This is a genomic window from Herbidospora cretacea (assembly GCF_001570605.1).
Lineage (GTDB): Bacteria > Actinomycetota > Actinomycetes > Streptosporangiales > Streptosporangiaceae > Herbidospora > Herbidospora cretacea.
The window spans coordinates 364,251-386,325 of record NZ_BBXG01000003.1 but is presented as its reverse complement, the minus strand read 5'-3'; the positions used below and the strand labels follow the sequence as shown (position 1 = coordinate 386,325).

The window sequence follows — 22,075 nt, the reverse complement described above, 5'->3', positions numbered from 1 at the left end:
CGCCTAACGCGCCAAGTCGTGGAGCCGGTCGGTCAGCTGTTCGTCGAGCCCGTCGACCAGCGCGGAGACCGCCCGCCACCAGGCGAACCACTCGGCGCTGCGCCACATCCAGTCGAGCCGCTCGACGGCCGCGACGACGTCGCCCACGGTCTGCCAGGCGGGCCCGGTCTCGTCGGGGGCGGCGCCGTGGCGGAGCGTCCACTCGCGCAGCACGTGGCCGGTCTTCGGGTCGATCTCCTTCGCGTACGGGCTGGGCTCCTCCCCCGGCAGCGGGTGTGGCCCGAGCCCGGCGGCGACGCCCCACGACCACTGGGCCTCGGCCGGGCGGGCGTAGCGCAGGGAGTTGAAGTCGAGGTTGGTGCCGAGCTCGTCGTCGAGGCGGCGCACCACCATCGCGTCGAGACGGCCGCCGGCGTCGAACGCGACGACCAGCTTGCCGCCCGCCTTGGCGCCCGGCGGCACCGGGACACGGTCTTCGGCCTGCCACGAGTTGAGGTCGGCGGTGCCGACGGGCGGGCCCCACAGGGTGTCGGCGACGTCGTCGGAGATCCACGCGGCCAGCGTCTCCAGAACCGTCAGGTCGCCCCACGGCTCGATCGGCCGCGCCTTGACCAGGGCCTCTTCCGGGGCGGGGAGTTTTCCGTCGCGGCTGACCGTCCACCAACCGCCGCCGAGCTCATCGGTCCCGACGAGGAGCGCGGCGACGGCCGCCAGTTCGGCTGAGCGCCGAGTCAGTGGGGCGAGACGGACCAGATCCGCGACGCGGCGGGTGCGTTCACGGCCGAGCACGGCCTGCGCCTCCCGCAGGAGAGTGCCCGCCGTGGGGCGGTCCTCTCCCAGCAGGTCGGTGGTCAGCCTTCGTGCCTCGGCCCGAGCGTCCTCCGCGTGCGACTCCCGCATGCGCACCAACGTACGCCCAAAGATCGCCCGATCGCTACCGTTTCTTCGCACGTCCGAGAAGCCACCCGATGACGGCGCTTCCCAGGGCGATCCCGGCGCCCATCCCGAAAGCGGCCAGGACCGGCCACGCGCGGACACCCTCACGAGGCCGGGGGGGCAGTTCGTCACCTCGGGTGAACACGCCCATGCGCTGCGACGCGATCCCCCGCCGAGGCTCCTCCCCCTCCAAGGGAGACGGCGCGCCGGGGAACACCGCCGGCACGGCCGAGATGTCCTTCTCGACGGCGGCGAAGAACTCCCCCGCCATCTTCTTGGCCACCGAGGTGAGCATGCGCTGCCCGACCCCGCCGACCATCCCGCCCACGACGGCGTCGGCGTCGTAGTCGACCCGGGTCGCGCCGTCCTCCTCGGTCAGCCGCACGTTCACCGTCACGTCGACCGTCCCGGGAGCGCCCTGGCCCCGCCCCTTGAGCACGAACGTCTCGGGCTCCTTCGGCTCGGTCAGCGCGACCTCCCCCTGGTAGACCCCCTTGATGGAGGCCACCCCGGCCGAGACCGTCATCGTGTAGACGTCGTCCCCGACCGCCTCGAGACGCTGACAGCCGGGAATGGTCCGCACCAGCACGGCGGGATCCTGCAGGGCCGTCCAGACCTTCCACCGCTCCGCCCCGATCAGGGCACTGCCCACGACCTTCACGGCCACCTCCCTCGGTTGCCGAGCACACTAGGGAATCCAGGCGATCGGCGAGTACGGCAACATCTGCCGCCCGGGAGCGGGACCAGCGTGCAGAAGTACACGAACCGCGCAGGACGACGATCACAGCGTAAACGCCCGGACCTCACTCAGGCGGGCGGCGTGACCCCGTAACCGAGATCCCGCAACCACCTGACGGCCCCGTCCTCGTCGCACCGGATCGCCGCCCCGAGCTGCTGCCGTTCGTATTCGGCCCGGCTGGAGTCGACCCTCTCCCACCAGCCGTCGCGGCCCTCGCAGATCCCCTCGCGGACGAGGAAGGTGATCACGTCTTCGAGGGTCGGCCGGAACCGACGGCCACCCACCGGAAAATGCAGATTGTCCAGACCTGGATTGACAAGGCGAGGACGCCAGAATATCTCTGCGTCCGATTTGCCATGAATGTGCAGGTGGGCATCGGGATAACCCCGATCTTTGTCCCGCTCGTAATCCCAGTGACACAGCCGGGACCGGTTCTCGTCAGCCGCGCTGATCGCGATCGCACTCGCCACCATGCGCAGCCGGCCCGTGGAGAGGTCGAGGAACATGCGGTAGCTGAGGTCCATGTAGACCCGAGGCCGTCCCGCCACGCTCACCGGAAAGTCCGCGGTGAGCAGTGATTTCCGAGTGACCCCGAAGCCGATGCGCACCATCGGGGCGTCGGCGGCGGAGACGGCCACGCCGAGCTTGACGTTGCTGCAGATGGTGGTGTTGAGCAGCTGTTCGAGCCGGTCGGCGAAGGCCCTGCCGGTGGCCTCGGCCTGCTTGAGCTCAGCCTTCCTTGAAGAAGAGCCAGACCTTCCTGGCCTCGAAGGAGGAGAACCGCCGCTCCCTGGCCTGCTCGGCGAGCTGCTCATAGGTCAGGCCCAGCGAGTCGAGGGCCTGCTGCTTCGCGGCGGCGAACTCCTCGTCGTCGAGGATGAAGCTGCCCGAGTCGTCGTCGACCGGCTCGGGATCGGCCGGCGTGCGCGGACGGACCACCGGTTGCCCCTGCGAATGAACCACTCGCGCGTGTACGACCATGACGGCCTCCTTCGCGGTCTTCCAAGGAACGGTCCAGGCTTTCGTCTACGAGTATGCCCCTGCGATTTCGGATCTCGACAGGGCGGGACGCGTCAAATATTAAAGGTCGCCATTCCCAAAGAAGTGCCCTATCCACGGCATGCTGGAGTTCCAATACGAATCCATAACGCGATATTCCACTATTGGCATGGAGAAATGCATCAGCGCAGAAGTCCGCCGTCAGCAAAGCATCACCCAGGAGCCACGAAGCCGGGGTTCCGATCGGCGGAGGCTAGGATGACGCCCCATGCGCCAGGCCCTAGCGATCATCCTGCCGGCCCTCGTGCTGGGCGCCTGCGCGGCCCCCGGGGCCGCCCCTCCGCCGAAGGCCGCCCCCGCGTCTCCCGCCGTCTCTCCCGCCGCGCCGCCGTCGCCCTCCCCCGCGCCTGCGCCCAGCGGACTGCCCCGGCCCGGCGAGGTCACCCGGATGAAGCGGGGCGGGTTCCCCGTCGTCAGCAGCGTCCCCACGAAGCGCAAAGTCGTCTTCCTGACCATCGACGACGGCTGGGAGCAGGACCCGGGGTTCGCCCGGATCGTCCGCGAGCGCGGGATCCCCATCACCGTCTTCGCCACCCGCGACGCCGTCGAGGCCGAGGAAGTACCGGACTCCGGGCCGGGCTGGAAGTACGTCGGGGCGGGCGGCTGGCCCTACTTCAAGGACCTGGGCGTGGCGATCGAGAACCACACGCTCACCCATCCCGACCTGCGCACGCTCGGCCCGGAGGGGCAGAGGGCGGAGATCTGCGGGGCCTCCAAGGCGATCGGCGGGCACGTCGGCAGGAAGCCCGAGCTGTTCCGGCCGCCCTTCGGGTCGTACAACGCCGCGACGCTGACGGCGGCCGAGAGGTGCGGGCTCAAAGCGCTGGTGCTGTGGACGGCGTCGGTCCAGGCGAACGCCCGGATCGCCTACCAGGTCCCGGACAAGAAGCTCTATCCGGGCGACATCCTGCTCCTGCACTTCCGGCCGCCGCTGGAGCGGGACTTCACCCGGCTGGTGAAGAAGATCGAGAAGCGCGGCTTCACCTTCGGCGACCTCGGCGCCTACCTGGACGAACTCCTCCCCGCCACTTCGTGAGGAACGGCTGGGCGGAGCCGTGAGCGGGACGTCTCATCCGCGCGGGGTACCGGCCGATCAGCCTGACGGCGGACGCCCGGCCCGCCCCGGTTACGCCAGATTGGGTGAGCGAGGAAATCCCGTGAAGACGGGGCGTGCGTCCCTGTCGGCCGGGACACCCGGGGCGGCATTCTCGGAGACGCAACGGGGGTTGTGAGCACCGGGATCCGGAGGTTGGGAGAGCTCCGGATCCCGGTCCCGCCACGTCATGTGACGAAGATCGCAGTACTTCGGGGCTTCGAGCTCTACAACCCGTAGTACTACTAGAAGTAGAACTACACCCTGTAGAGCTCAGGCGTTCCGGAGGGGGACATGGAGGCTTTGGACCTGGCGCGGTGGCAGTTCGGCATCACCACCGTCTACCACTTTCTTTTCGTGCCGCTGACGATCGGGCTCGGGGTGTTCGTCGCCGGTCTGCAGACCGCGTGGTACCGCACGGGCAAAGAGCACTACCTGACGCTGACGAAGTTCTTCGGCAAGCTCTTCCTGATCAACTTCGCCATGGGTGTGGTCACCGGCATCGTGCAGGAGTTCCAGTTCGGCATGAACTGGAGCGAGTACTCGATCTTCGTCGGGGACGTGTTCGGGGCGCCGCTGGCCATGGAGGCGCTGCTGGCGTTCTTCCTGGAGTCGACGTTCCTGGGGCTGTGGATCTTCGGGTGGGACAAGCTGCCGAAGAAGCTCCACCTGGCCACGATCTGGGCGGCGGTCATCGGGTCGAACCTGTCGGCCTATTTCATCCTGGCCGCCAACGCCTGGATGAAGCACCCGGTCGGCTACGAGGTCGTCGACGGCCGGGCCAGGATGACCGACCTGTGGGCGGTGCTGACCAACTCGACCGCGCTCGCGCAGGTCCCCCACGTGGTGGCCGGGTCGTTCGTGGTGGCGGGCGGCTTCGTGCTGGCGGTGGCCGGTTACCGGATCCTGCGGGAGCGCAACGCGACCCTGCGCCCGCGCCGGGACGAGACCGTCCCCATGCGGAGACCCGCGGACATGTGGCGGGCGGCGCTGCGCGGCGCCCTGGTCATGACGGCGATCGCGGGGGCCGTCGTCGCCCTGACCGGGGACATGTCGGGGCAGCTGCTGCACACGCAGCAGCCGATGAAGCTGGCCGCCGCCGAGGGGCTGCGGCACGACACCGCCGGCGCGCCGTTCTCGCCGGTGCCGGGGGTCGAGGTCCCCCACCTGCTGAGCCTGCTCTCCGCGCACGACCCGAACGCCGTCGTCCAGGGCATCGACGACATCAACCAGCGGCTGGTGGCCCAGTTCGGCCCCGGCGACTACACGCCGAACCTGCCGGTCGTCTACCTGTCCTTCCGCGTGATGATCGTGTTCGGCATGGCCACGGTCGGGCTGGCCCTCCTCGGGCTGTTCCTGACCCGTGGACGCGGCCGCAAGGCCCGCCCGGTGCCGAGCTGGTTCGCCCGGCTGTGCGTGCTCGCGCTGCCGCTGCCGATCGCGGCGATCGTCTCCGGGTGGCTGCTGAGCGAGATCGGCCGCCAGCCCTGGACCGTCCAGGGCGAGCTGCTCACCGCGGCGAGCGTGTCCCCCGGCGTCAGCCTGGCCGAGGTCGCGATCTCGCTGGCGCTGTTCACCGTGGTCTACGGCGTGCTGACGGTGGCCGAGATCGTCCTGCTGGTCCGGCACGTCAAGGCCGGCCCGGACGAACCGGTGCCGGCCGTCGTGGCCGGCGAAACCAAGCGCCGCGTCCCGACGATGATGTACTGAGGTGCGCTGACATGACCACGTTCTGGTTCATCGTGATCGCCTTCCTGTGGACGGGCTACTTCGTCCTGGAGGGGTTCGACTTCGGGGTCGGCGCGCTGATGCCCCTCCTGGCCCGCGGCGAGGCCGAGCGCCGCCAGGTCATCCGGACCATCGGCCCGGTCTGGGACGGCAACGAGGTGTGGCTGGTCACCGCGATCGGCGCGATGTTCGCCGCCTTCCCCGCCTGGTACGCCGGGTTCCTCAGCACGTTCTACCTGCCCGCCGTGCTGGTGGTGCTCGGGCTGATCGTGCGCGGCGTCGGGCTGGAGTGGCGCGGCAAGGTGCGCGCCAGGGAGGTCCCGCTGGTCGACGCCGCGATCGTGACCGGGAGCGTGCTGCCGGCCTTCCTGTGGGGGGCGATCTTCGGCAACGTGCTCTTCGGCTCGGCGTTCGCCACCGTCATGGGCGGGCTGCTGTCGCTGGGGCTCGCGCTCGTGCACGGCGCGGTGTTCGTCGCGCTCAAGACGCGGGGCCCGGTGCGGACCCGCGCCCGCGAGACCGCGTGGGTCCTGGGCGTGATCCTCGTCCCGGTCGTCGCGTTCGCCCTGTGGCGGATGGACGCCTGGCCCGCCTACGCGGCGATGGCGGCCTACGCCGCCGGGGTCGCCCTCGTGTGGGCGGGCAGGGAGGCCTGGGCGTTCGCCTGCACCGCCGTCACGATCGTGCTCACCACCGCCGCGCTCTTCCTCGCGCTCCACCCCTCGCCGCTGCCCGGCCTCACGGTCGAGTCGGCCGCCTCGGCGCCCTACACGCTCACGGTCCTCACGTGGATCGGCCTGCTCGCGCTCCCGGGGGTCATCGCCTACCAGGCGTGGACCTACTGGGTGTTCCGCAAGCGGCTGACCGCTCCGGAGGTCCTGCTGGAGTCGCGCAGCGCGTAGAGGTCCGACGGGGAGATCGGCATCCGGTCGATCGCGATCCCCTCGGCGTCCTCCACCGCGCCGGCGATGACGGCGGAGACCGGGATGACCCCGGCCTCGCCCGCCCCTTTGATGCCCAGGGGATTGAGCGGGGACGGGGTCTCCAAATGGTCGGTCTCGATCTTCGGGATCTCGGTGACGTAGGGCATCAGGAAGTCCATGAACGAGGCGTTCAGGAGCTGGCCGTGCTCGTCGTAGACCATCTTCTCGTAGAGGGCCCCGCCGACGCCCTGGGCGACGCCGCCGTGGATCTGCCCCTCGACCAGCATCGGGTTGATCATCTTGCCGCAGTCGTGGACGACGGCGTACCGCAGGATCCTGATCTCGGCCGTGTCGGGGTCGGTCTCGACGATCGCGGCGTGCATGCCCGACGCGAACGTCGAGCGCACCGGCGAGTAGTAGTCCTTGCCCTCCAGGCCCGGCTCCTGGCCCTCGGCGACCGGGGGCCGGTCCATGCTGCCGCCGGTGGCGAACTGGGTGGCGCGCTTGGCCTCCTCGTCGAAGGCGTAGCGCAGCGGGTTCGACAGCACGGCGACGGTGGCCAGCGGGATCGAGGCGTTCGGCGCGCCCACGACGTGCACCATCCCGTCGGTGATCTCCAGGTCGGCGGGGTCGGCCTCCAGCGCGTCGGCGGCGATCCGCAGCGCCTTCTCCTTGACCTTCCGGCAGGCCAGCGCGATGGCGTTGCCGCTCATCACGGCGGCCCGGGAGGCGAACGTGCCGACGGCGTAGCCGAACCGCCGGGTGTCGCCGGTGACGACGGAGACCTTCTCGATCGGCACGCCGAGCTCGGTGGCGGCGATCTGGGCGAACACGGTCTCGTGGCCCTGGCCCTGTGAGGTGAGCCCGGTGGAGACGTGGACCCGCCCGTCGGAGGTCACCTGGACGTGGCCGCCCTCGTAGGGGCCGACGCCGGTGCCCTCGACGTAGCAGCCGATCCCGATGCCCAGGCGGCGGCCCTCCTCCGCGGCCTTCGACCGCATGAGCGGGAACTCGTCCCAGCCGATCAAATCCTTCAGCTTGCGCAGGGACTCGGGGTAGTCGCCGCTGTCGTAGATCAGCGGGCGGCCGTCCTGGAAGATCATCTGCTGGTCGTAGGGGAACTCGTCCGGCTGGATGAAGTTGGCGGCCCGGACGTCGGCGCGGTCCTTGCCGAGGTACTGGGCGATCTTGTCCATCGTGCGTTCCATGCAGAAGACGCCCTGCGGGCGGCCCGCGCCCCGATAGGGGGTGACCTGCACGGTGTTGGTGTAGACGGAGAAGAACTCGACCCGGTAGGAGCCGATCTTGTACGGCCCCAGCAGCTGCGTCGAGGTGATGATCGGCACGATGATGCCGTAGGGCGTGTAGGCGCCGTGGTCGTGCAGGATCTCGACGTCGAGCCCGAGGACGCGGCCCTCGTCGTCGAACCCCACCTTGACGTGCTGCACCTGCGCCCGTTCGTGCGCGGAGGAGATGAAGTGCTCCCGCCGGTCCTCGGTCCACTTGACCTCGCGGTTCAGCAGCCGGGCCGCCCACGGCACGAGGATCTCCTCCGGCCACGGGTGCACGATCTTCACGCCAAACCCGCCGCCGACGTCGGGCGCGATGACCTCGACCTTGGGCAGCGGCAGCCCGAGCTTGGCCGCGATGGCCATCTGGACGCTGGTGGACGTCTGGGTGGAGCTGTAGACGCGCAGGGACCGGTCGTCGGCGTCCCACCGGGCGTACACGCCCCTGCCCTCCATCGGCATGCAGGCCGACCGCTCGACGTCGAGCCGGAACTCCAGCGTGTGGGGCGCGGCGGCGATGACGTCGCGGGTGGCCCGGCCGTCGCGGTGGGCGACCTCCTGGACCATGTGGGCGCCCACGTTGCCGGGCACGTCGTCGTGGACCAGGTGGGGCCCGTCGACGGCGTTCTCCAGGCCGACGACGGGCTTGCGGAACTCGTAGGAGACCCGGATGCGCTCGCAGACGTCCTCGGCGATGTACCGGTCGGTCGCGACGACCATGACGATCGGCTCGCCGACGTGCCGCACGACGTCCTTGGCCAGGCAGTAGGCGGTCCGGCCGTGGGTCAGCGCCGGGTGGGGGATCAGCAGCGGCAGCGGCTCGCGGACGCCGGGCGGCAGGTCCTCCCACGTGTAGATCGCGACCAGGCCCTCGACGTCGATCGCGTCGTCGACGTCGACGCCGGTGATGAGGGCGTGGGCGTGCGGGGACCGCACGAAGGCCACCGCCAGCGCGCCGGCCCCCAGGTCGTCGAGGTAGCGGCCGTCCCCGGCGATCAGCCGGGCGTCCTCCCTGCGGCGGACCGGTTCGCCGAACAGCTTGGTGGTCACGGGCCCTCCTCGGCCAGCAGTTCGGCGGCGCGGTGCACCGACTTCACGATGTTCTGGTAGCCCGTGCACCGGCACAGGTTCCCCGACACCGCCTCGATCACGTCCTCGTCGGAGGGCGCCGGGTTGTCGCGCAGGAAAGCGGTCGCCGTGGTCAGGAAGCCGGGCGTGCAGAACCCGCACTGGAGCCCGTGGCACTCGGCGAAGCCCCGCTGGACGGCGGACGGCTGGCCGTCCCTCGCCAGCCCCTCGACCGTGGTCACCTCCTGGCCCGACACCGAGACCGCGAAGGTCAGGCACGCCCGCACCGGCTGCCCGTCGAGCAGGACCGTGCAGGCCCCGCAGACCCCGTGCTCGCAGCCGACGTGGGTGCCGGTCAGCCCGAGGTCGTGCCGGAGGAAGTCGCTGAGCAGCCGCCGCGCGGGCACCCGCGCGTGGCGCGGCACCCCGTTGACGATCAGAGTGACGTCATGCATCGGCCGCCGCCTTCAGCGCGCGCTCGGTCAGGACTCCGGTGAGGTGCCGTCGGTAGTCGGCGGTGGCGTGGATGTCGGCCTCCGGATCGATCTGTTCCTGGACGAGCCGGGCCGCCCGCCTCCAGTCACCCTCGGCCTCGGTGACGTCCACGACCACGGGCACCGCCCCGACGCTCAGGCAGGCGACCCTCGCGTGATCGGGGGCGACCAGCGCCGCGACCCCGGCCATGGCGTAGTCGCCGTGCCGCCGGGCCATCTCGACGATGGCGGTCCCGCCCTCGCTGGACGGGAAGAACACCGAGACGGCCAGTTCGCCGGTGCGCAGCGACGACTCCATCGGCCCGGTGAAGAACTCGGCGGCCGGGATGTCACGTTCCCCCTCGGCGCCGCGGACCCGGACGGAGCCGTCCAGCAGCGCCAGCACGGCCGGCATCTCGGCGGCCGGGTCGGCGTGCACGATGCTCCCGACGGTGGTCCCCCGGTTCCGCACGGCGGGGTGGGCCACCAGCCGCAGCGCCCGGCGCACGAGGGGCTGTGCGGCGTGGGCCGTCTCGCTGGCCTCGACCTCGGCGTGGCGGGCCAGCGCGCCGACCCGCACTCCCCCGGGCTCGGCGGTGATCCCGGCGAGCCCGGCGACGTGGTTGATGTCGACCAGGTGGCCGGGCGCGGCGAGCCGCATGTTCATGAGCGGGATGAGGCTCTGGCCGCCGGCCAGCACCTTCCCGTCGGCTCCCGCCGCGGCGAGGGCCTCGACGGCCTCGGCCACCGTGGCGGGAGCGTGGTAGACGAACGACGGAGGTTTCACGAAACCGTTCTACTCCCGGAAAGCGCTCTCAAGAGGTGATATCCGCCCAGGACGACGACGGTGCCCAGCGCGATGCCGCCGAGGTCGAAGCCTTCGACGATCCGCATGTTGACCGGGCCGATCGCCAGGATGATGCCCGCGCCGATCGGGACCATGTTGACCGGGTCGGCGAAGTCCACCCGGTTCTCGATCCAGATCTTGGCGCCCAGGAGGCCGATCATGCCGTACAGGATGACCGTGACGCCACCGAGCACGCCGCCGGGGATGGCGTAGACGAGCGCGCCGAACTTGGGCACCAGACCCAGCAGGATCGCGATGACGGCGGCGATGTAGTAGGCCAGCGTCGAGTAGACCCTGGTGGCGGCCATGACGCCGATGTTCTCCGCGTAGGTGGTGGTGGGCGACCCGCCGACCGCCGAGGTGATCACCGTGGCGACGCCGTCGCCGATGATGGCCCTGCCCATGACCGGGTCGACGTCGGCGCCGGTCATCTCGCCGACCGCCTTGACGTGGCCGATGTTCTCGGCGATGAGCGCGATGACCGCAGGGAGCACCACGACGATGGCCGAGAGCCTGAAGTCGGGCGCGTGGAAGTTCGGCAGGCCGAACCAGGAGGCCTGCTCCACCCCGCCGAAGTCGACGCGGAAGTGGCTGGTGACCTGGCCCGCCCCGGTGGGGGCGGTGATCTGGCCGAAGACCACGTCGGCCAGCCACGACAGCACGAAACCGGCGACCAGGCCGATGAGGATGCCGAGCCGCCCGATGAAGCCCTTGAACAGCGCGATGGTGACGAAGGTGACCAGCATCGTGATCAGCGCGATCCACTGGTCCTGCGGCCAGTAGATGTCGGCGACGACGTAGGCGAGGCCGAAGCCGATGAGCATGACGACCGCGCCGGTCACCACCGGCGGGAAGACGCGGTTGATGACCCCGATCCCGAGGAAGTGGATGATCACGCCGCACAGCGCGAGCACCACGCCGGCCACCAGGATGGCGCCCGTGATCTGGGCCGGTCCGCCCCCGGCGGCGGTGATGGCGGCCGCGCCGCCGACGAACGACGCCGACGTGCCGAGATAGCTGGGGATCTTCCCGTTCACGATGAGCAGGAAGATGATCGTGGCGACGCCGCTCATCATCACCGCGACGTTGGGGTCGAGCCCCATCACCACCGGGAAGACGAACGTGGCCCCGAACATCGCGATGACGTGCTGGGCGCCGAATCCGACCATGCGCGGCCACGACAGCCGCTCGTCCGGCTTGACCACCTCACCGGGCGCGAGCGTGCCCTTTTCTCCGTGTACCTTCCAGCCGAAAGCCATGTGTGCCCCTTTGCAACGGGCCGACACCTGGTGGCCACCCCGCGGGCTTCCCAGCGCGGCAATGCGTTCATCAGCCCTCCTACCAGGGCTGTTGCGGGCACATTAGGCCCGTGATCTCTGTAGCACACGGGCAGCATGTGCCAAACAACCGGGCCTAGATGCCGCGCATGTTGAGGACATGGAGCGCCAGCGTGAGGTTGAGGCGCAGGTGGGCGTCCTCGGTGAAGTTGCCGAGCAGGCGTTCGAGCTTTCCGATGCGGTAGCGCAGGGTGTTGTAGTGGAAGTGCAGGCGGCGGGCGGTCTCGGCGACGTTGAGGTTGGTCTCCAGCAGCACGTGGAGGGTGCGCCGCAGGTCGGCGTTCTCGGCGTCGTCGTCGCCGGCCAGCGCGCCGAGGGTCTCCCGGACGAAGGCGTGCAGCTCGGCGGTGTCGTTGACGAGGGACAGCAGCCGGTAGACGCCGAGCTGGTCGAAGTGGGCGACCGCGCCGTTGCCGTGGAGCTGGCGGCCCACCCGGGCGGCCTTGAGCGCCTGCCCGTAGGCGTCGGCGAGCCCCTCCGCGCCGGAGGCGATGCGGCTCATCCCGGTCGAGAAGGTGCACTCGGCGAAGGCCGACTGCGCCGCGGCGGCGAGCCGGGCGGTGTCGACCCCGGCCCCGACGATGACGACCACCTCGTGGGAGAACCCGGCGACCGCGCCGCGCGGGTCGTGCCGCCGGACGGCGGCCTGCCAGACGCCGAGCAGCCGGTCCTGGGCGGTGCGCTCGTCGCTCTCGGGGTCGAGCTCGGCGACCATGACGCTGACGGGGCGCTCCAGGTCCCAGCCGAAGGCCTTGGCGCGTTCGGCGATGCGCCCGCCGCCCCGGCCGGTGAGCACGTCGCGCAGGAAGTCGGCCCGGTACTTGCTCTCGACCGCGTTGACCGCCTCCTGCTTGGTGATGACGAGCGCGGCCACGGTCGCGGCCCGCTCCAGGATGCGGATGTCGCTCTCGCGCAGGGTCCCGGCCTGGCTGAAGGCGACGATCCGGCCGTGGTGGTGGCCTCCGGCCACTATCGGCACCACGGCGTAGTGGCCGTCGGCCCGCACCATCGGCTCGGGCTGGTCGCGGCCCGGACCGCTGACCAGGTAGGCCTCCCGCAGCATGCCGACCTGCTCGGCCCCGCCGGCGGCGGCGAGGGTGGCGCCCGAGACGTCCATGGCGGCGACCGCGACCTCCAGCAGCCCGGCCACCTCGGCGGTCACCTCGCGCATGCCGCCGCCCGCCAGCACGATCTGGACGAGCCCCCGGTGGGCGTCCTCGGCGCGGGCGAGGATGGCGGCCTGCCGGTTGAGGATGTCGGTGAGGACCTGGTTGAGGATGTCGTCGAACCCAACGTCGTTGGGGAGGATGATCAGCGGGAAGCCCAGCCGGTCGGCCTGCTCGATCATCTCGGCGGGCAGTTCGTCGAGGTAGCGGCCCAGCTTGATGGCGAGCGCCGACAGCCCGCGTTCGTCAAGATCCGCCACAAGGCGGCCCAGCGACTGGGGAGTGTTCCTGAGCGGGTAACCGGTCGTGAGCAGCAGCTCGTTCGGCTTCACCCAGGCCAGGATGTCGGGGACCTCCATGACGTTGAGGCGCTGCACGACGCGGTCGAGCCCCGACTTACCGGCGATGAGCCGGGCCCCCGCGAGGGTCGACACGCCCAGGACCTCTCCGACGGTCACTCCGTGAATGATCGTTCCGGTGCTTGCGAGCCGCATCGCGGGTGCAGCTGGATCCGTCGTCATGGTGCGCTCCGGGGGGATTTGTGCGTTCTCAGCAAATTGTGCCTGACTGCGCGACTGTCAGGAAGAGCCAAGCATTTGGCCGACTGTTGGCAGATTTCCCCGTACGGACCCCGGGGGTCCCGTTCTAGCGTCCCTCTTAATGGGGGTTCCGACGATGGAGGACTCGTGGCTGTAGGTACCCGCCCTCGAGGCCGCCGCCCGGTGCAGACGGCGCAACCCGAGGTCACGTACCTGTCCGGGGCCGCCGCCACCAGTCTCCGGCCGCTCCTGGAGGCGCCGCGCCGGCCCGCCCGCGTGCTGGCCGCCTTCCCGCTGGCGGTCTACCTGGAAGTGCGGACCGAGACCGAGCCGCGCGTGCTCGCGCTGGTCACCGGCGAGGCCACCCGCCTGCCCAACGCCGTTGTGCTGACCGGCCCGCTGAAGGGCTTCGCGGCCGGCGACGACGCGTGGGTCGGCGACGGGGTGGTCGAGGCCGGCGGCCGGGCCGTCCGGGTCCGCCGCTGGTGGGACCCGGCTCCCTCGCTCGGTTCCGTCTCCGGTACGGCTCTCGCCGCGACCCTTCCCCTCCTCCACGACATCTGCGCGGCCTCCCCCAGGCGGCCCGGCCTGGAGAGCGGCGGCGCGTCCGCGCTGCTGGCGGCCGGCTGCCACCGGGGCTCGCTCGTCGACGCGATCACCGCGGCCGAGCAGCTCATGGGCCTCGGGCCCGGCCTGACCCCGAGCGGCGACGACATGCTGGCCGGGCTCCTGGTGACGCTGCGGGCCGTCGGCTCGGCGGCCGGGGTCGGCAGGGCCGTGTGGCTGGCCGACTGGCTCGCGGCGGCGGTCACCTTCGACGCCCGTACGCGGACCACTCCCATCTCCGCGACCCTGCTGCACTGCGCGGCGCGCGGCGAGGCGGGCCTGGAGACCATCGCGGTCCTGCGCGGCCTCACCGGCCGCCAGCCGCTGGAACCGGCGGTCCACCGCCTGCTGAGACTCGGCCACACCTCGGGCGCCGACCTGGCCTGGGGCATCCGGACGGGAGCCTCGGCCGTCCTCGAACTGCGCGAGAGGGACGCTCTGTGAACCTGGCTGTGAACCTGGTGGAGATCCGGCCCGGGGTCTATCACGACTCGGTCAGCCTGATGAGGGTCAGCCAGGCGCTGACCGGCCGCCCGGGGGTCGAACTGGCCATCGTGGCCATGGCGACCGCCCTGAACGTGGAACTCGCCCGGGACGCCGGTTTCGACGTCCCCGAGGCGACCCCCGGCGACCTGCTGGTGGCGATCAGGGCGACGTCCGAGGAGGACCTCGGCGGGGCGGCCTCGGCCCTGGAGGAGCAGCTCACGACCCGCGCCGAATCCGCACGCCGGGACGAGGCCCTCCCCCGGACCATCCGCGCCGCCACCCGCCTGGCCGACCCGTCGGCGGTCGTGCTGGTCAGCGTGCCCGGCGAACACGCCTTCACCGAGGCGATGGAGGCGGTCGACGGCGGCCACTCCGTCATGATCTTCAGCGACAACGTGCCGGTCGCGCGCGAGGTGGCCCTGAAGGACCTCGCCCTGGAGCGGGGCGTCCTGGTCATGGGCCCCGACTGCGGCACCGCCGTCGTCGGCGGCGTTGGCCTGGGCTTCGCCAACGTGGTCCGCCCCGGCAGGGTCGGCGTGGTCGCCGCCTCCGGCACCGGCGCCCAGCAGCTCACCTCGCTCCTCGACCTGGCCGGGGTGGGCGTCAGCCACGTCCTCGGCGTGGGCGGGCGCGACCTGTCCGCCGAGGTGGCCGGCCGCTCGACCCTCCAGGCGCTGGCGGCGCTGATCGCCGACCCCGCCACCGAACTGGTCGTCGTCATCTCCAAGCCCCCGGACCCGGCCGTCGCCGCCCGCCTCGCCGAGGCCGTCGCCCGGAGCCCCAAACCGGTCGTCACCGCCCTGCTCGGCGAGGGCCGGCCCGACCTCACCTCGGCGGCGGAGCAGGTCCTGCGCGCGGTCGGCGCGCAGATCCCCTCCTGGCCGAGCTGGCCCGGCAACGCCGAACCCGGCGGCGGCCCCCTGAGGGGCCTCTACTCCGGCGGCACGCTGTGCACCGAGGCCCGCCTGATCGCCGGGACGGGCGAGTTCACCGACTTCGGCGACGACGAGTACACCGTCGGCCGCGCCCACCCCATGATCGACCCCGCCCTCCGCCTGGAGGCCCTCGACGCCGTCACCGAGGGCGTCGCCCTCCTGGACGTGGTCCTGGGCCACGGCTCCGACCCCGACCCGGCCCGCTCCCTCGCGGGCGCCGTCGCGGCGGCCAAGTCCCGCGGCGTCGCCGTCGTGGTCGCTTTGGTCGGCACGGACGGCGACCCCCAGAACCTCCAGGCCCAGGCGGCCCGCCTCTTCGAGTCGGGCGCGGAGGTCTACACCTCCAACGCCCAGGCGGCCCGGAGAGCAGCCACCCTGGCCGGCCTGACCGTCGAGGAGCCCATCAGCGGCGACCTGGCCGCAAGCACGCCGAAGACCGCCCCTCAGGGCGGGTGGGCCGGGCAGCCTTTGGCCATGCTCTCCGCGGAGCCCTCGGTCGTCTCCGTGGGCGCGTCGATCCTGGCCGAGGCCTTGGATCAGCAGGCCGTGGCGCACACGCCCGTCGACTGGCGGCCCCCCGTCGCGGGGGTGGCCGCGGATCTGGCCGCCGTCATGGCCGATCCTCGCCGGAAGGCCGCCAACGAGAAGGCCGTCGGCAGGATGCTGGCCGCAAGGCCGCACCTCGTCGGGGTCAGGCGCGCGGGTGACGTGCTGGACCTGCCGAAGGGCACCTTCTTCCACGCCGGACCGCCCATCGACTGGGAACGCGCCTCCGGCCCGATGAGGGGCGCGCTCATCGGCGGGATGCTGTTCGAGGGGCTCGCCGCCGACGCCGAGGACGCCGAGCGCAGGCTCGCCGCCGGTGAGGTCACGCTCGACTCCTGTCACCACCACCGGACCGTCGGCCCCATGGCGGGCGTCGTGTCGCCGTCCATGTGGATGCTGGAGGTCCACGACGCCGAGAACGGCGGGACCGCCTACTGCTCGCTGAACGAGGGGCTCGGCAAGGTCCTCCGGTACGGCGCCTACGGCCCCGAGGTGATCGAGCGGCTCAGGTGGATGGGCGAGGTGCTCGGCCCGGCGCTGGCCGAGGTCGTGAGGCTGACCGGCCCGCTCGACCTGCGCAACCTGATCGCCCAGGCGCTCCAGATGGGCGACGAGCTGCACAACCGCAACCGCGCCGCCACCTCGCTGCTGGTCAGGGAGCTGGCCCCGGCCATCGTGGACGCCGTCCCCACCAAGGCCGCCGAGGTCCTGCGGTTCGTCAACGGCAACGACCACTTCTTCCTCAACGCCGGCATGGCGGCCGGGAAGGTCGCCGCCGACGCGGCCAGGGACGTCCCGGGCTCCTCGATGGTCGTCGCGATGGCCAGGAACGGCACCGACTTCGGCATCCAGGTCTCCGGCCTGGGCGACCGCTGGTTCACCGGCCCGGCGGGCGTCCCCGACGGCCTCTACCTCGGCGCGTACGGCCCCGCCGACGCCAACCCCGACATCGGCGACTCCACCATCACCGAGACGGTGGGCCTCGGCGGCTTCTCCATGGCCGCCGCCCCGGCGATCGTCCGGTTCGTGGGCGGCGACGTCGCGGACGCGATCGCGGCCACCACGGCCATGTACGAGATCACGCTCGCCGAGCACCCCGTGTACCAGATCCCGGGTCTGGGGTTCCGGGGGACTCCGGCGGGGATCGATGTCACACTGGTCACTCGGACCTCAGTGCTGCCGGTAGTCAATACGGGTATCGCTGGGCGGCTCGCCGGAACAGGGCAGGTCGGAGCGGGTCTGGTGAGCCCTCCGATGGAGGCTTTCACCGCCGCGCTGGCCGCTTTGGCCCGCGTTTAATTCCCTTTGACGCGGGTTTGACCCTAATATCGGGGGCCAACCTCAGAAATCGTGCGGGCTTTTCCGCGCGGCCCGGACGAGGAATGGGGATCCGCCTAATGACGACCGACCGCCTGCTCGGTATGGTCCCCGATGGACAGGGCGGCAACACGCCCGAGGGGCAGGGCAGGCTCGTCGGCCGCCGCTACCGGCTGCTGTCGCCGGTCGGCCGGGGCGGCATGGGAATGGTGTGGCACGCCCACGACGTGCTGCTCGACCGCGACGTCGCGGTCAAGGAGCTGATCCTCCCCTACGGCCTCGACCAGCAGGGCCGCCAGACCGCCCACACCCGCATGCTCCGCGAGGCCCGTTCGGCCGCGCGGCTGAGCCACCCGGGCATCGTGACCGTCCACGACGTCGTCGAGGAGGACGGCCGTCCCTGGATCGTGATGGAGCTGGTCCGCGCCTGGTCGCTGGAGCAGGCGGTGCGCCAGAGCGGGCCGCTGCCGGTCGTCCAGGCCGCCGAGATCGGCATAAGGGTCCTCGACGCGCTGCGCCACGCCCACGCCGCCGGGATCCTCCACCGCGACGTCAAGCCCGGCAACGTGCTGCTGACGGCCGACCGCGTGGTCCTCACCGACTTCGGCATCGCCGCGATCGAGGGCGACGTCTCGATCACCCACCCGGGCCTGCTGATGGGCTCCCCGGCGTACATCCCGCCGGAGCGGCTCCAGGGCCGCCCGATCACGTTCGCGGCCGACCTGTGGTCGTTCGGCGCCACGCTCTACGCCGCCGTGGAGGGCAGGCCCCCCTACGAGGGGCCCGACGCCGTGGCCGTGCTGGGCGCGGTGCTGACCCAGGAGCCCAACCGGCCGGGCCGGGCGGGCGCGCTGATGCCCGTCATCGAGGGGCTGCTGCGCAAGAACCCGGCCGACCGCCTGCCCGCCGCCCAGATCTCCGAGATGCTCGAACACGTGCTGCGCCAGCACGGCGTGGGCGTCCGTCCGGCGGCCCCGCCCGCCCAGCCGCAGGCGCCCTCCCCGGCGCCGATCCCCGCCGACCCGACTCCGGTGCAGATGCTTCCTCCGCTCGACCCGCCCTCCGGCCCGATGCCCTCGCGCATCATCGAGACCCCGTCGGGTCCGGTGCGGGTGCCGTACGACCCCAACAGCCCGTCCGGCGGCTACCCCGCCGGCGCGCCGAAGCCCGACCCGCTGAGCAGCCCCACCGGCGACATCACGACCACGGGCGGCGTCTCGTTCTTCGCCCCGATCACCCCGTCGAAGCCGGGCGGCCCGAGCCGCACCGCGCCCCCGTCCCCCCTGTCGCCGGGGTCCTCGGGCGGCTGGCCGGCGCCCGAGCAGAAGGACCTGCCCGACGTCTCGGAGCTGGCCAGGGAGATGCGGGCGGGGGCGGCCTTCGACCGGCCCGCCGAGCGGAAGACGGCCCCCGAGCGGCCCGCCGCGCCGCGCCCGTCCCGCCGCCGCAAGGACCCCGACGACGGGGGCGGCGGCCGGAGCAGCCTGCTCGCGGTGGTCGCGGCCGTCGCCGTGATCGCGGTGGTCGTGCTGGTGCTGCTGATCATGGTGCCGGGCGACGGGACGCCGTCGGAGCCGCAGGGCCAGCCGGCCGCGACCGGCCGCTCCGACACCGGCGCGCCCGCTGTGCCCGCCTCCCCCGAGGGCGAGCTGCCCGAGGGCTTCCGCAACCACACCGCCGGCAACGTCACCGTGGCCGTCCCGGACACCTGGAAGGTCGCCGCCCAGGACGGCGCGGTCGTGCTGACCGGCCCGAAGGACAGCGGCCAGAGCGGCCTGATCGAGGAGATCCCCGACGGCGGCCTGGAGGCGCTGAAGGCGACCGAGGCCAAGGCCTCCTTCGAGGAGTACACCCAGCTCGCCCTGGCCGAGGTCGACTACCGCTGGCCGGCCGCCGAATGGGAGTACACCCACCGCGACGCGGCGAACGTGACCGTCCACACGGCCGTCCGCTACATCTCGATCGACAACCGGGCCTACGCGGTGACCTTCACCGCGCCCGACTACGACTGGACCGAGAGCGCCGCGGCCGTCCGCACGACCCTGTGGAACTCGTTCAGCCCGGCGTAAAACCCGCTTTAAGCCCTGTCATGAGTCATGCCAAACTTCGCGCATGACAGCGATCCCCCTCGCATCCCACCAGAAGGTGCAGCGCCGGACCCTCGGAGTGCTCTCGGCGGTCCAGATCGTCTCCGGCGTGGGGATCGCCGTGATGCTCGCGCTGAGCTCCCTCACCGTGTACGAGCTCTCCGGCTCCGAGGCGATCAGCGGCCTGGCCGGCACCGCCAGCGTCCTGGGCACGGCGCTGATGGCGATCCCGGCCGCCAGGGCCGCCGACGGCGGCGGCCGGAGGGCGGGCCTGACCCTCGCCTACGGCACGGCGTTCCTCGGCTGCCTCGCCGCCGTGGCGTCGATCGAGCTGGTGTCGTGGCCGCTGCTGCTGCTCTCGCTGGTCCTGGTCGGCGCGGGCAGCGCCGGGAACCTGTCGGCCCGCTACGCCGCCACCGACCTGGCCCCGCCCGGCCGGACCGCCCGCCACCTGTCGCTGGTCGTCTGGGCGGCCACGATCGGCAGCGTCGCGGGCCCCAACCTGGCCGACCCGGCCGACCGGCTCGGCATGGACCTGGGGCTGAGCCACTCGGCCGGGCCGTTCGCGCTGGCCGCCGTCGCGTTCGTGGTCTCCCTCGCGGTGCTCAACGCGGGGCTGCGGCCCGACCCGCTGCTGCTGGCCCGCCAGGGCCGTGAGGTGACGGTCGCACGCAAGCGGCAGCCTCTGCGTGCGGCGGTGGAGACGGTGAAGGCGATCCCGGCGGCCCGGGTCGGGCTGCTGACGATCGCGGCCGGGCACACCGCGATGGTGTCGGTGATGTCGATGACGCCGGTCCACCTCGACCACGGCCACGCCGGCATCGCGGTCATCGGCATGGTGCTGAGCCTGCACATCGCCGGGATGTTCATGTTCTCGCCGCTGGTCGGCTGGGCCGCCGACCGGTTCGGCCGGGCGCTGGTCGCCGTGACGGGCATGGGCGTCCTGGTGGCGGCGGGGCTGCTGGCCGCGTTCGGCGGGCACAACGTGCCGGTGATCACGGCGGGGCTGATCCTGCTGGGGCTCGGCTGGTCGTGCGCGCTGGTGGCGGGGTCGGCGCTGCTGACCGAGGCGGTGGAGCTGGAGCGCCGCCCGGCCGTGCAGGGCCTGTCGGACCTGACGATGAACGTCTGCGGCGCGGCCGGCGCGCTGGTCGCCGGGGCGATCGTCGGGGTGGTGTCCTACATGGCCCTCGGCGTGGTCACGGCGGTGCTGACCGGGGTCACCGGGGTGGTCATTTGGCGTCGGCGTAACACGTCACCGGCACCGCGGCCATCGGGAACCTGACCGGCGTCGCGCCGAACAGCAGGCGGGTGGCCTCCTCGGCGCTCACCCTGATCGCCTCGGCCACCTCGGCGGCCTGGCCGGCCGGGCAGTGCACCATGACCTCGTCGTGCTGGAAGAACACCAGCCTGGCGGGGCCGGTCAGCCGCCCGCGCAGGACCGCCATCAGCGTGAGGGCCCACTCGGCGGCGGTGCCCTGGACGACGAAGTTGCGGGTGAAGCGCCCCCGGTCGCGGGCCGCCCTGCCGCCGTCGGGGCCGGAGACCAGCGCCCGCCAGCGGTCGGAGGGCGGCGGGCTGGTGCGGCCAAGCCACGAGCGGACCACCCGGCCCTCCTCCCCGGCGCGGGCGGCGTCTTCGACGAACTGGTAGGCCTGCGGGAAGCGGTTGCGCATCACGGCCAGCAGTTTGGGGGCGTCGCCGCTGGTGCCGCCGTACATGGCCGAGAGCATGGCGATCTTGGCGGTGTCGCGCTGGCCGCCGAACGCGGTCGCGAGGGCGGCGTAGAGGTCCTCCTCGCCGGCGGCGCGGGCCAGCCCCCGGTCTCCGGCCATCGCGGCCAGCACGCGCGGTTCGAGCTGGGCCGCGTCGGCGACCACCAGCGTCCACCCCTCGTCGGCCACCACCGCCCGGCGCATCACCTTCGGGATCTGGAGCGCCCCTCCCCCGCTGGTCGCCCACCGGCCGCTGACGACGCCGCCCACGACGTATTCGGTCCGGAAGCGGTCGCCCCTCACCCACTGGTCGGCCCAGACCCAGCCGTGGAAACTGAACAGCCGGGCCAGTTCCTTGTACGCCAGCAACGGCGCCACCCCCGGATGGTCGACCTCCTTCAGCACGTGGGAGCGGGTCGACGGCACCGCCACCCCGGCCGCCTTGAACGCCTTGACGATCTGCTGCGGCGAGTCGGGGTTGAACGGGGTCCCGAACGCGGCCGACACCTGGTCGGCGAGCGCCTGGAGCTTGGCCGGGCGCATGCCGTGGGCGGGCCGGGGCCCGAGCAGCTCGGTCAGCAGCGCCTGGTGGACCGACTCGCGCCACGGCATGCCGTCGTGGCCCATCTCGGCGGCGATCAGCCCCCCGGCCGACTCGGCGGCCACCAGCAGCCGGAACCGCCCGGGTTCGGGCAGCGCGGCGATCCGGGCGGCCTGCGCGGCGGCCACCTCCTCCACCAGCGCGACCCCCGGCTCGGCGGGCGGCGGCTCGGGGTCGAACAGCGACCCCTGGGCGGCCTCGGGCGCGTCGTGGCGGTCTTCGGGCACCGGCAGGCCGTGGAGCCGGGCGTGGGCGGCCTCGGCCGACCGGGGCTCGCCGTAGCGCCCCTCGGCGGCCAGCAGCAGGTTCTCGGTCAGCGCGACGTCGTGGCAGCGGGCCACCCGCACGCCCCGGACCAGCAGACCGGGATAGATCCGCCGCGTGTCGGCCCACACCCACCGGGGCGTCTCACGCGCCTCGACCTCCCGGACGCCTTCGGCCAGATCGCTCACGGCGCCACCCGGCCGCAGCTCGCCGCTGCCGTCTTTCGCCCCGGAAACCACAACCTGCACGGTTCCACCCTGCCAGCCGCCACCGACAGTTCGTCTGCCACGCCCGCCCCGTGGAGTCGAGGCGCCCGGGAAA

17 protein-coding genes are annotated in these 22,075 nt (G+C 72.2%); 7 read left to right on the top strand and 10 right to left on the bottom strand.

The features are described from left to right. Positions 1-3 precede the first annotated feature (3 nt). From AW270_RS07565 to AW270_RS07550, 4 genes are all read right to left on the bottom strand, one after another. Positions 4-900, bottom strand: coding sequence for a hypothetical protein (locus AW270_RS07565; RefSeq protein WP_061292110.1), 897 nt, complete (start codon positions 898-900; stop codon positions 4-6). A gap of 34 nt (positions 901-934) precedes the next feature. Then, positions 935-1,597, bottom strand: a complete 663-nt coding sequence (locus AW270_RS07560; protein ID WP_061292428.1) for an SRPBCC family protein — start codon at positions 1,595-1,597, stop codon at positions 935-937. 146 nt (positions 1,598-1,743) lie between these two features. Then, complete coding sequence (locus tag AW270_RS07555) at positions 1,744-2,313, bottom strand: hypothetical protein (RefSeq protein WP_061292107.1); 570 nt, start codon at positions 2,311-2,313, stop codon at positions 1,744-1,746. A 91-nt stretch (positions 2,314-2,404) separates the two neighbouring features. Continuing rightward, positions 2,405-2,614 carry a hypothetical protein gene (locus AW270_RS07550; RefSeq protein WP_061292104.1) on the bottom strand — a complete coding sequence of 70 codons (210 nt, stop codon included), beginning with the start codon at positions 2,612-2,614 and terminating at the stop codon, positions 2,405-2,407. Positions 2,615-2,942: 328 nt separating this feature from the next. Here AW270_RS07550 and AW270_RS07545 point away from each other — a divergent pair, with 328 nt between their 5' ends. The 3 genes from AW270_RS07545 to cydB all read left to right on the top strand — a co-directional run bounded on the left by AW270_RS07545 (position 2,943) and on the right by cydB (position 6,457). After that, positions 2,943-3,770: a polysaccharide deacetylase family protein gene (locus tag AW270_RS07545; RefSeq protein ID WP_061292101.1), complete on the top strand. Its 828-nt coding sequence runs from the start codon at positions 2,943-2,945 to the stop codon at positions 3,768-3,770. A gap of 351 nt (positions 3,771-4,121) precedes the next feature. Then, on the top strand, positions 4,122-5,537 hold the full coding sequence (locus tag AW270_RS07540) for a cytochrome ubiquinol oxidase subunit I (protein WP_061292097.1): 1,416 nt from the start codon (positions 4,122-4,124) through the stop codon (positions 5,535-5,537). An 11-nt stretch (positions 5,538-5,548) separates the two neighbouring features. Further along, positions 5,549-6,457 carry a cytochrome d ubiquinol oxidase subunit II gene (gene cydB / locus AW270_RS07535; RefSeq protein ID WP_061292094.1) on the top strand — a complete coding sequence of 303 codons (909 nt, stop codon included), beginning with the start codon at positions 5,549-5,551 and terminating at the stop codon, positions 6,455-6,457. Here cydB and cutA read toward each other — a convergent pair. From cutA to AW270_RS07510, 5 genes are all read right to left on the bottom strand, one after another. Further along, on the bottom strand, positions 6,394-8,817 hold the full coding sequence (gene cutA, locus AW270_RS07530; protein ID WP_061292091.1) for an aerobic carbon-monoxide dehydrogenase large subunit: 2,424 nt from the start codon (positions 8,815-8,817) through the stop codon (positions 6,394-6,396). The two genes, cydB and cutA, sit on opposite strands and share 64 nt — an antisense overlap. After that, positions 8,814-9,290 carry a (2Fe-2S)-binding protein gene (locus tag AW270_RS07525; protein ID WP_061292088.1) on the bottom strand — a complete coding sequence of 159 codons (477 nt, stop codon included), beginning with the start codon at positions 9,288-9,290 and terminating at the stop codon, positions 8,814-8,816. Before AW270_RS07525 ends, cutA begins: the two co-directional genes overlap by 4 nt. Next, positions 9,283-10,095, bottom strand: a complete 813-nt coding sequence (locus AW270_RS07520; RefSeq protein WP_061292080.1) for an FAD binding domain-containing protein — start codon at positions 10,093-10,095, stop codon at positions 9,283-9,285. Before AW270_RS07520 ends, AW270_RS07525 begins: the two co-directional genes overlap by 8 nt. After that, a complete protein-coding gene (locus AW270_RS07515) occupies positions 10,092-11,414 on the bottom strand; it encodes a uracil-xanthine permease family protein (RefSeq protein WP_061292078.1) in 1,323 nt (440 codons plus the stop codon). Before AW270_RS07515 ends, AW270_RS07520 begins: the two co-directional genes overlap by 4 nt. A 154-nt stretch (positions 11,415-11,568) precedes the next feature. Next, on the bottom strand, positions 11,569-13,179 hold the full coding sequence (locus AW270_RS07510; protein WP_082801376.1) for a PucR family transcriptional regulator: 1,611 nt from the start codon (positions 13,177-13,179) through the stop codon (positions 11,569-11,571). Positions 13,180-13,344: 165 nt separating this feature from the next. Here AW270_RS07510 and AW270_RS07505 point away from each other — a divergent pair, with 165 nt between their 5' ends. From AW270_RS07505 to AW270_RS07485, 4 genes are all read left to right on the top strand, one after another. Next, on the top strand, positions 13,345-14,247 hold the full coding sequence (locus tag AW270_RS07505) for an oxamate carbamoyltransferase subunit AllH family protein (RefSeq protein WP_061292072.1): 903 nt from the start codon (positions 13,345-13,347) through the stop codon (positions 14,245-14,247). Next, entirely contained in the window at positions 14,244-17,069 is a 2,826-nt protein-coding gene (locus AW270_RS41050) for a bifunctional FdrA/YlbE family protein (protein WP_245674603.1), read from the top strand. The genes AW270_RS07505 and AW270_RS41050 overlap by 4 nt, the downstream gene beginning before the upstream one ends. A 98-nt stretch (positions 17,070-17,167) precedes the next feature. Then, positions 17,168-19,156, top strand: a complete 1,989-nt coding sequence (locus tag AW270_RS40475) for a serine/threonine-protein kinase (protein WP_061292069.1) — start codon at positions 17,168-17,170, stop codon at positions 19,154-19,156. Between the two features lie 43 nt (positions 19,157-19,199). Further along, positions 19,200-20,459 (top strand): MFS transporter, encoded by a 1,260-nt coding sequence (locus AW270_RS07485; RefSeq protein ID WP_061292066.1) that lies wholly within the window; start codon positions 19,200-19,202, stop codon positions 20,457-20,459. Here the strand turns inward: AW270_RS07485 and AW270_RS07480 are convergent. Continuing rightward, on the bottom strand, positions 20,407-22,002 hold the full coding sequence (locus AW270_RS07480; RefSeq protein WP_061292064.1) for a bifunctional 3'-5' exonuclease/DNA polymerase: 1,596 nt from the start codon (positions 22,000-22,002) through the stop codon (positions 20,407-20,409). The genes AW270_RS07485 and AW270_RS07480 overlap by 53 nt on opposite strands. Positions 22,003-22,075: the final 73 nt, after the last annotated feature.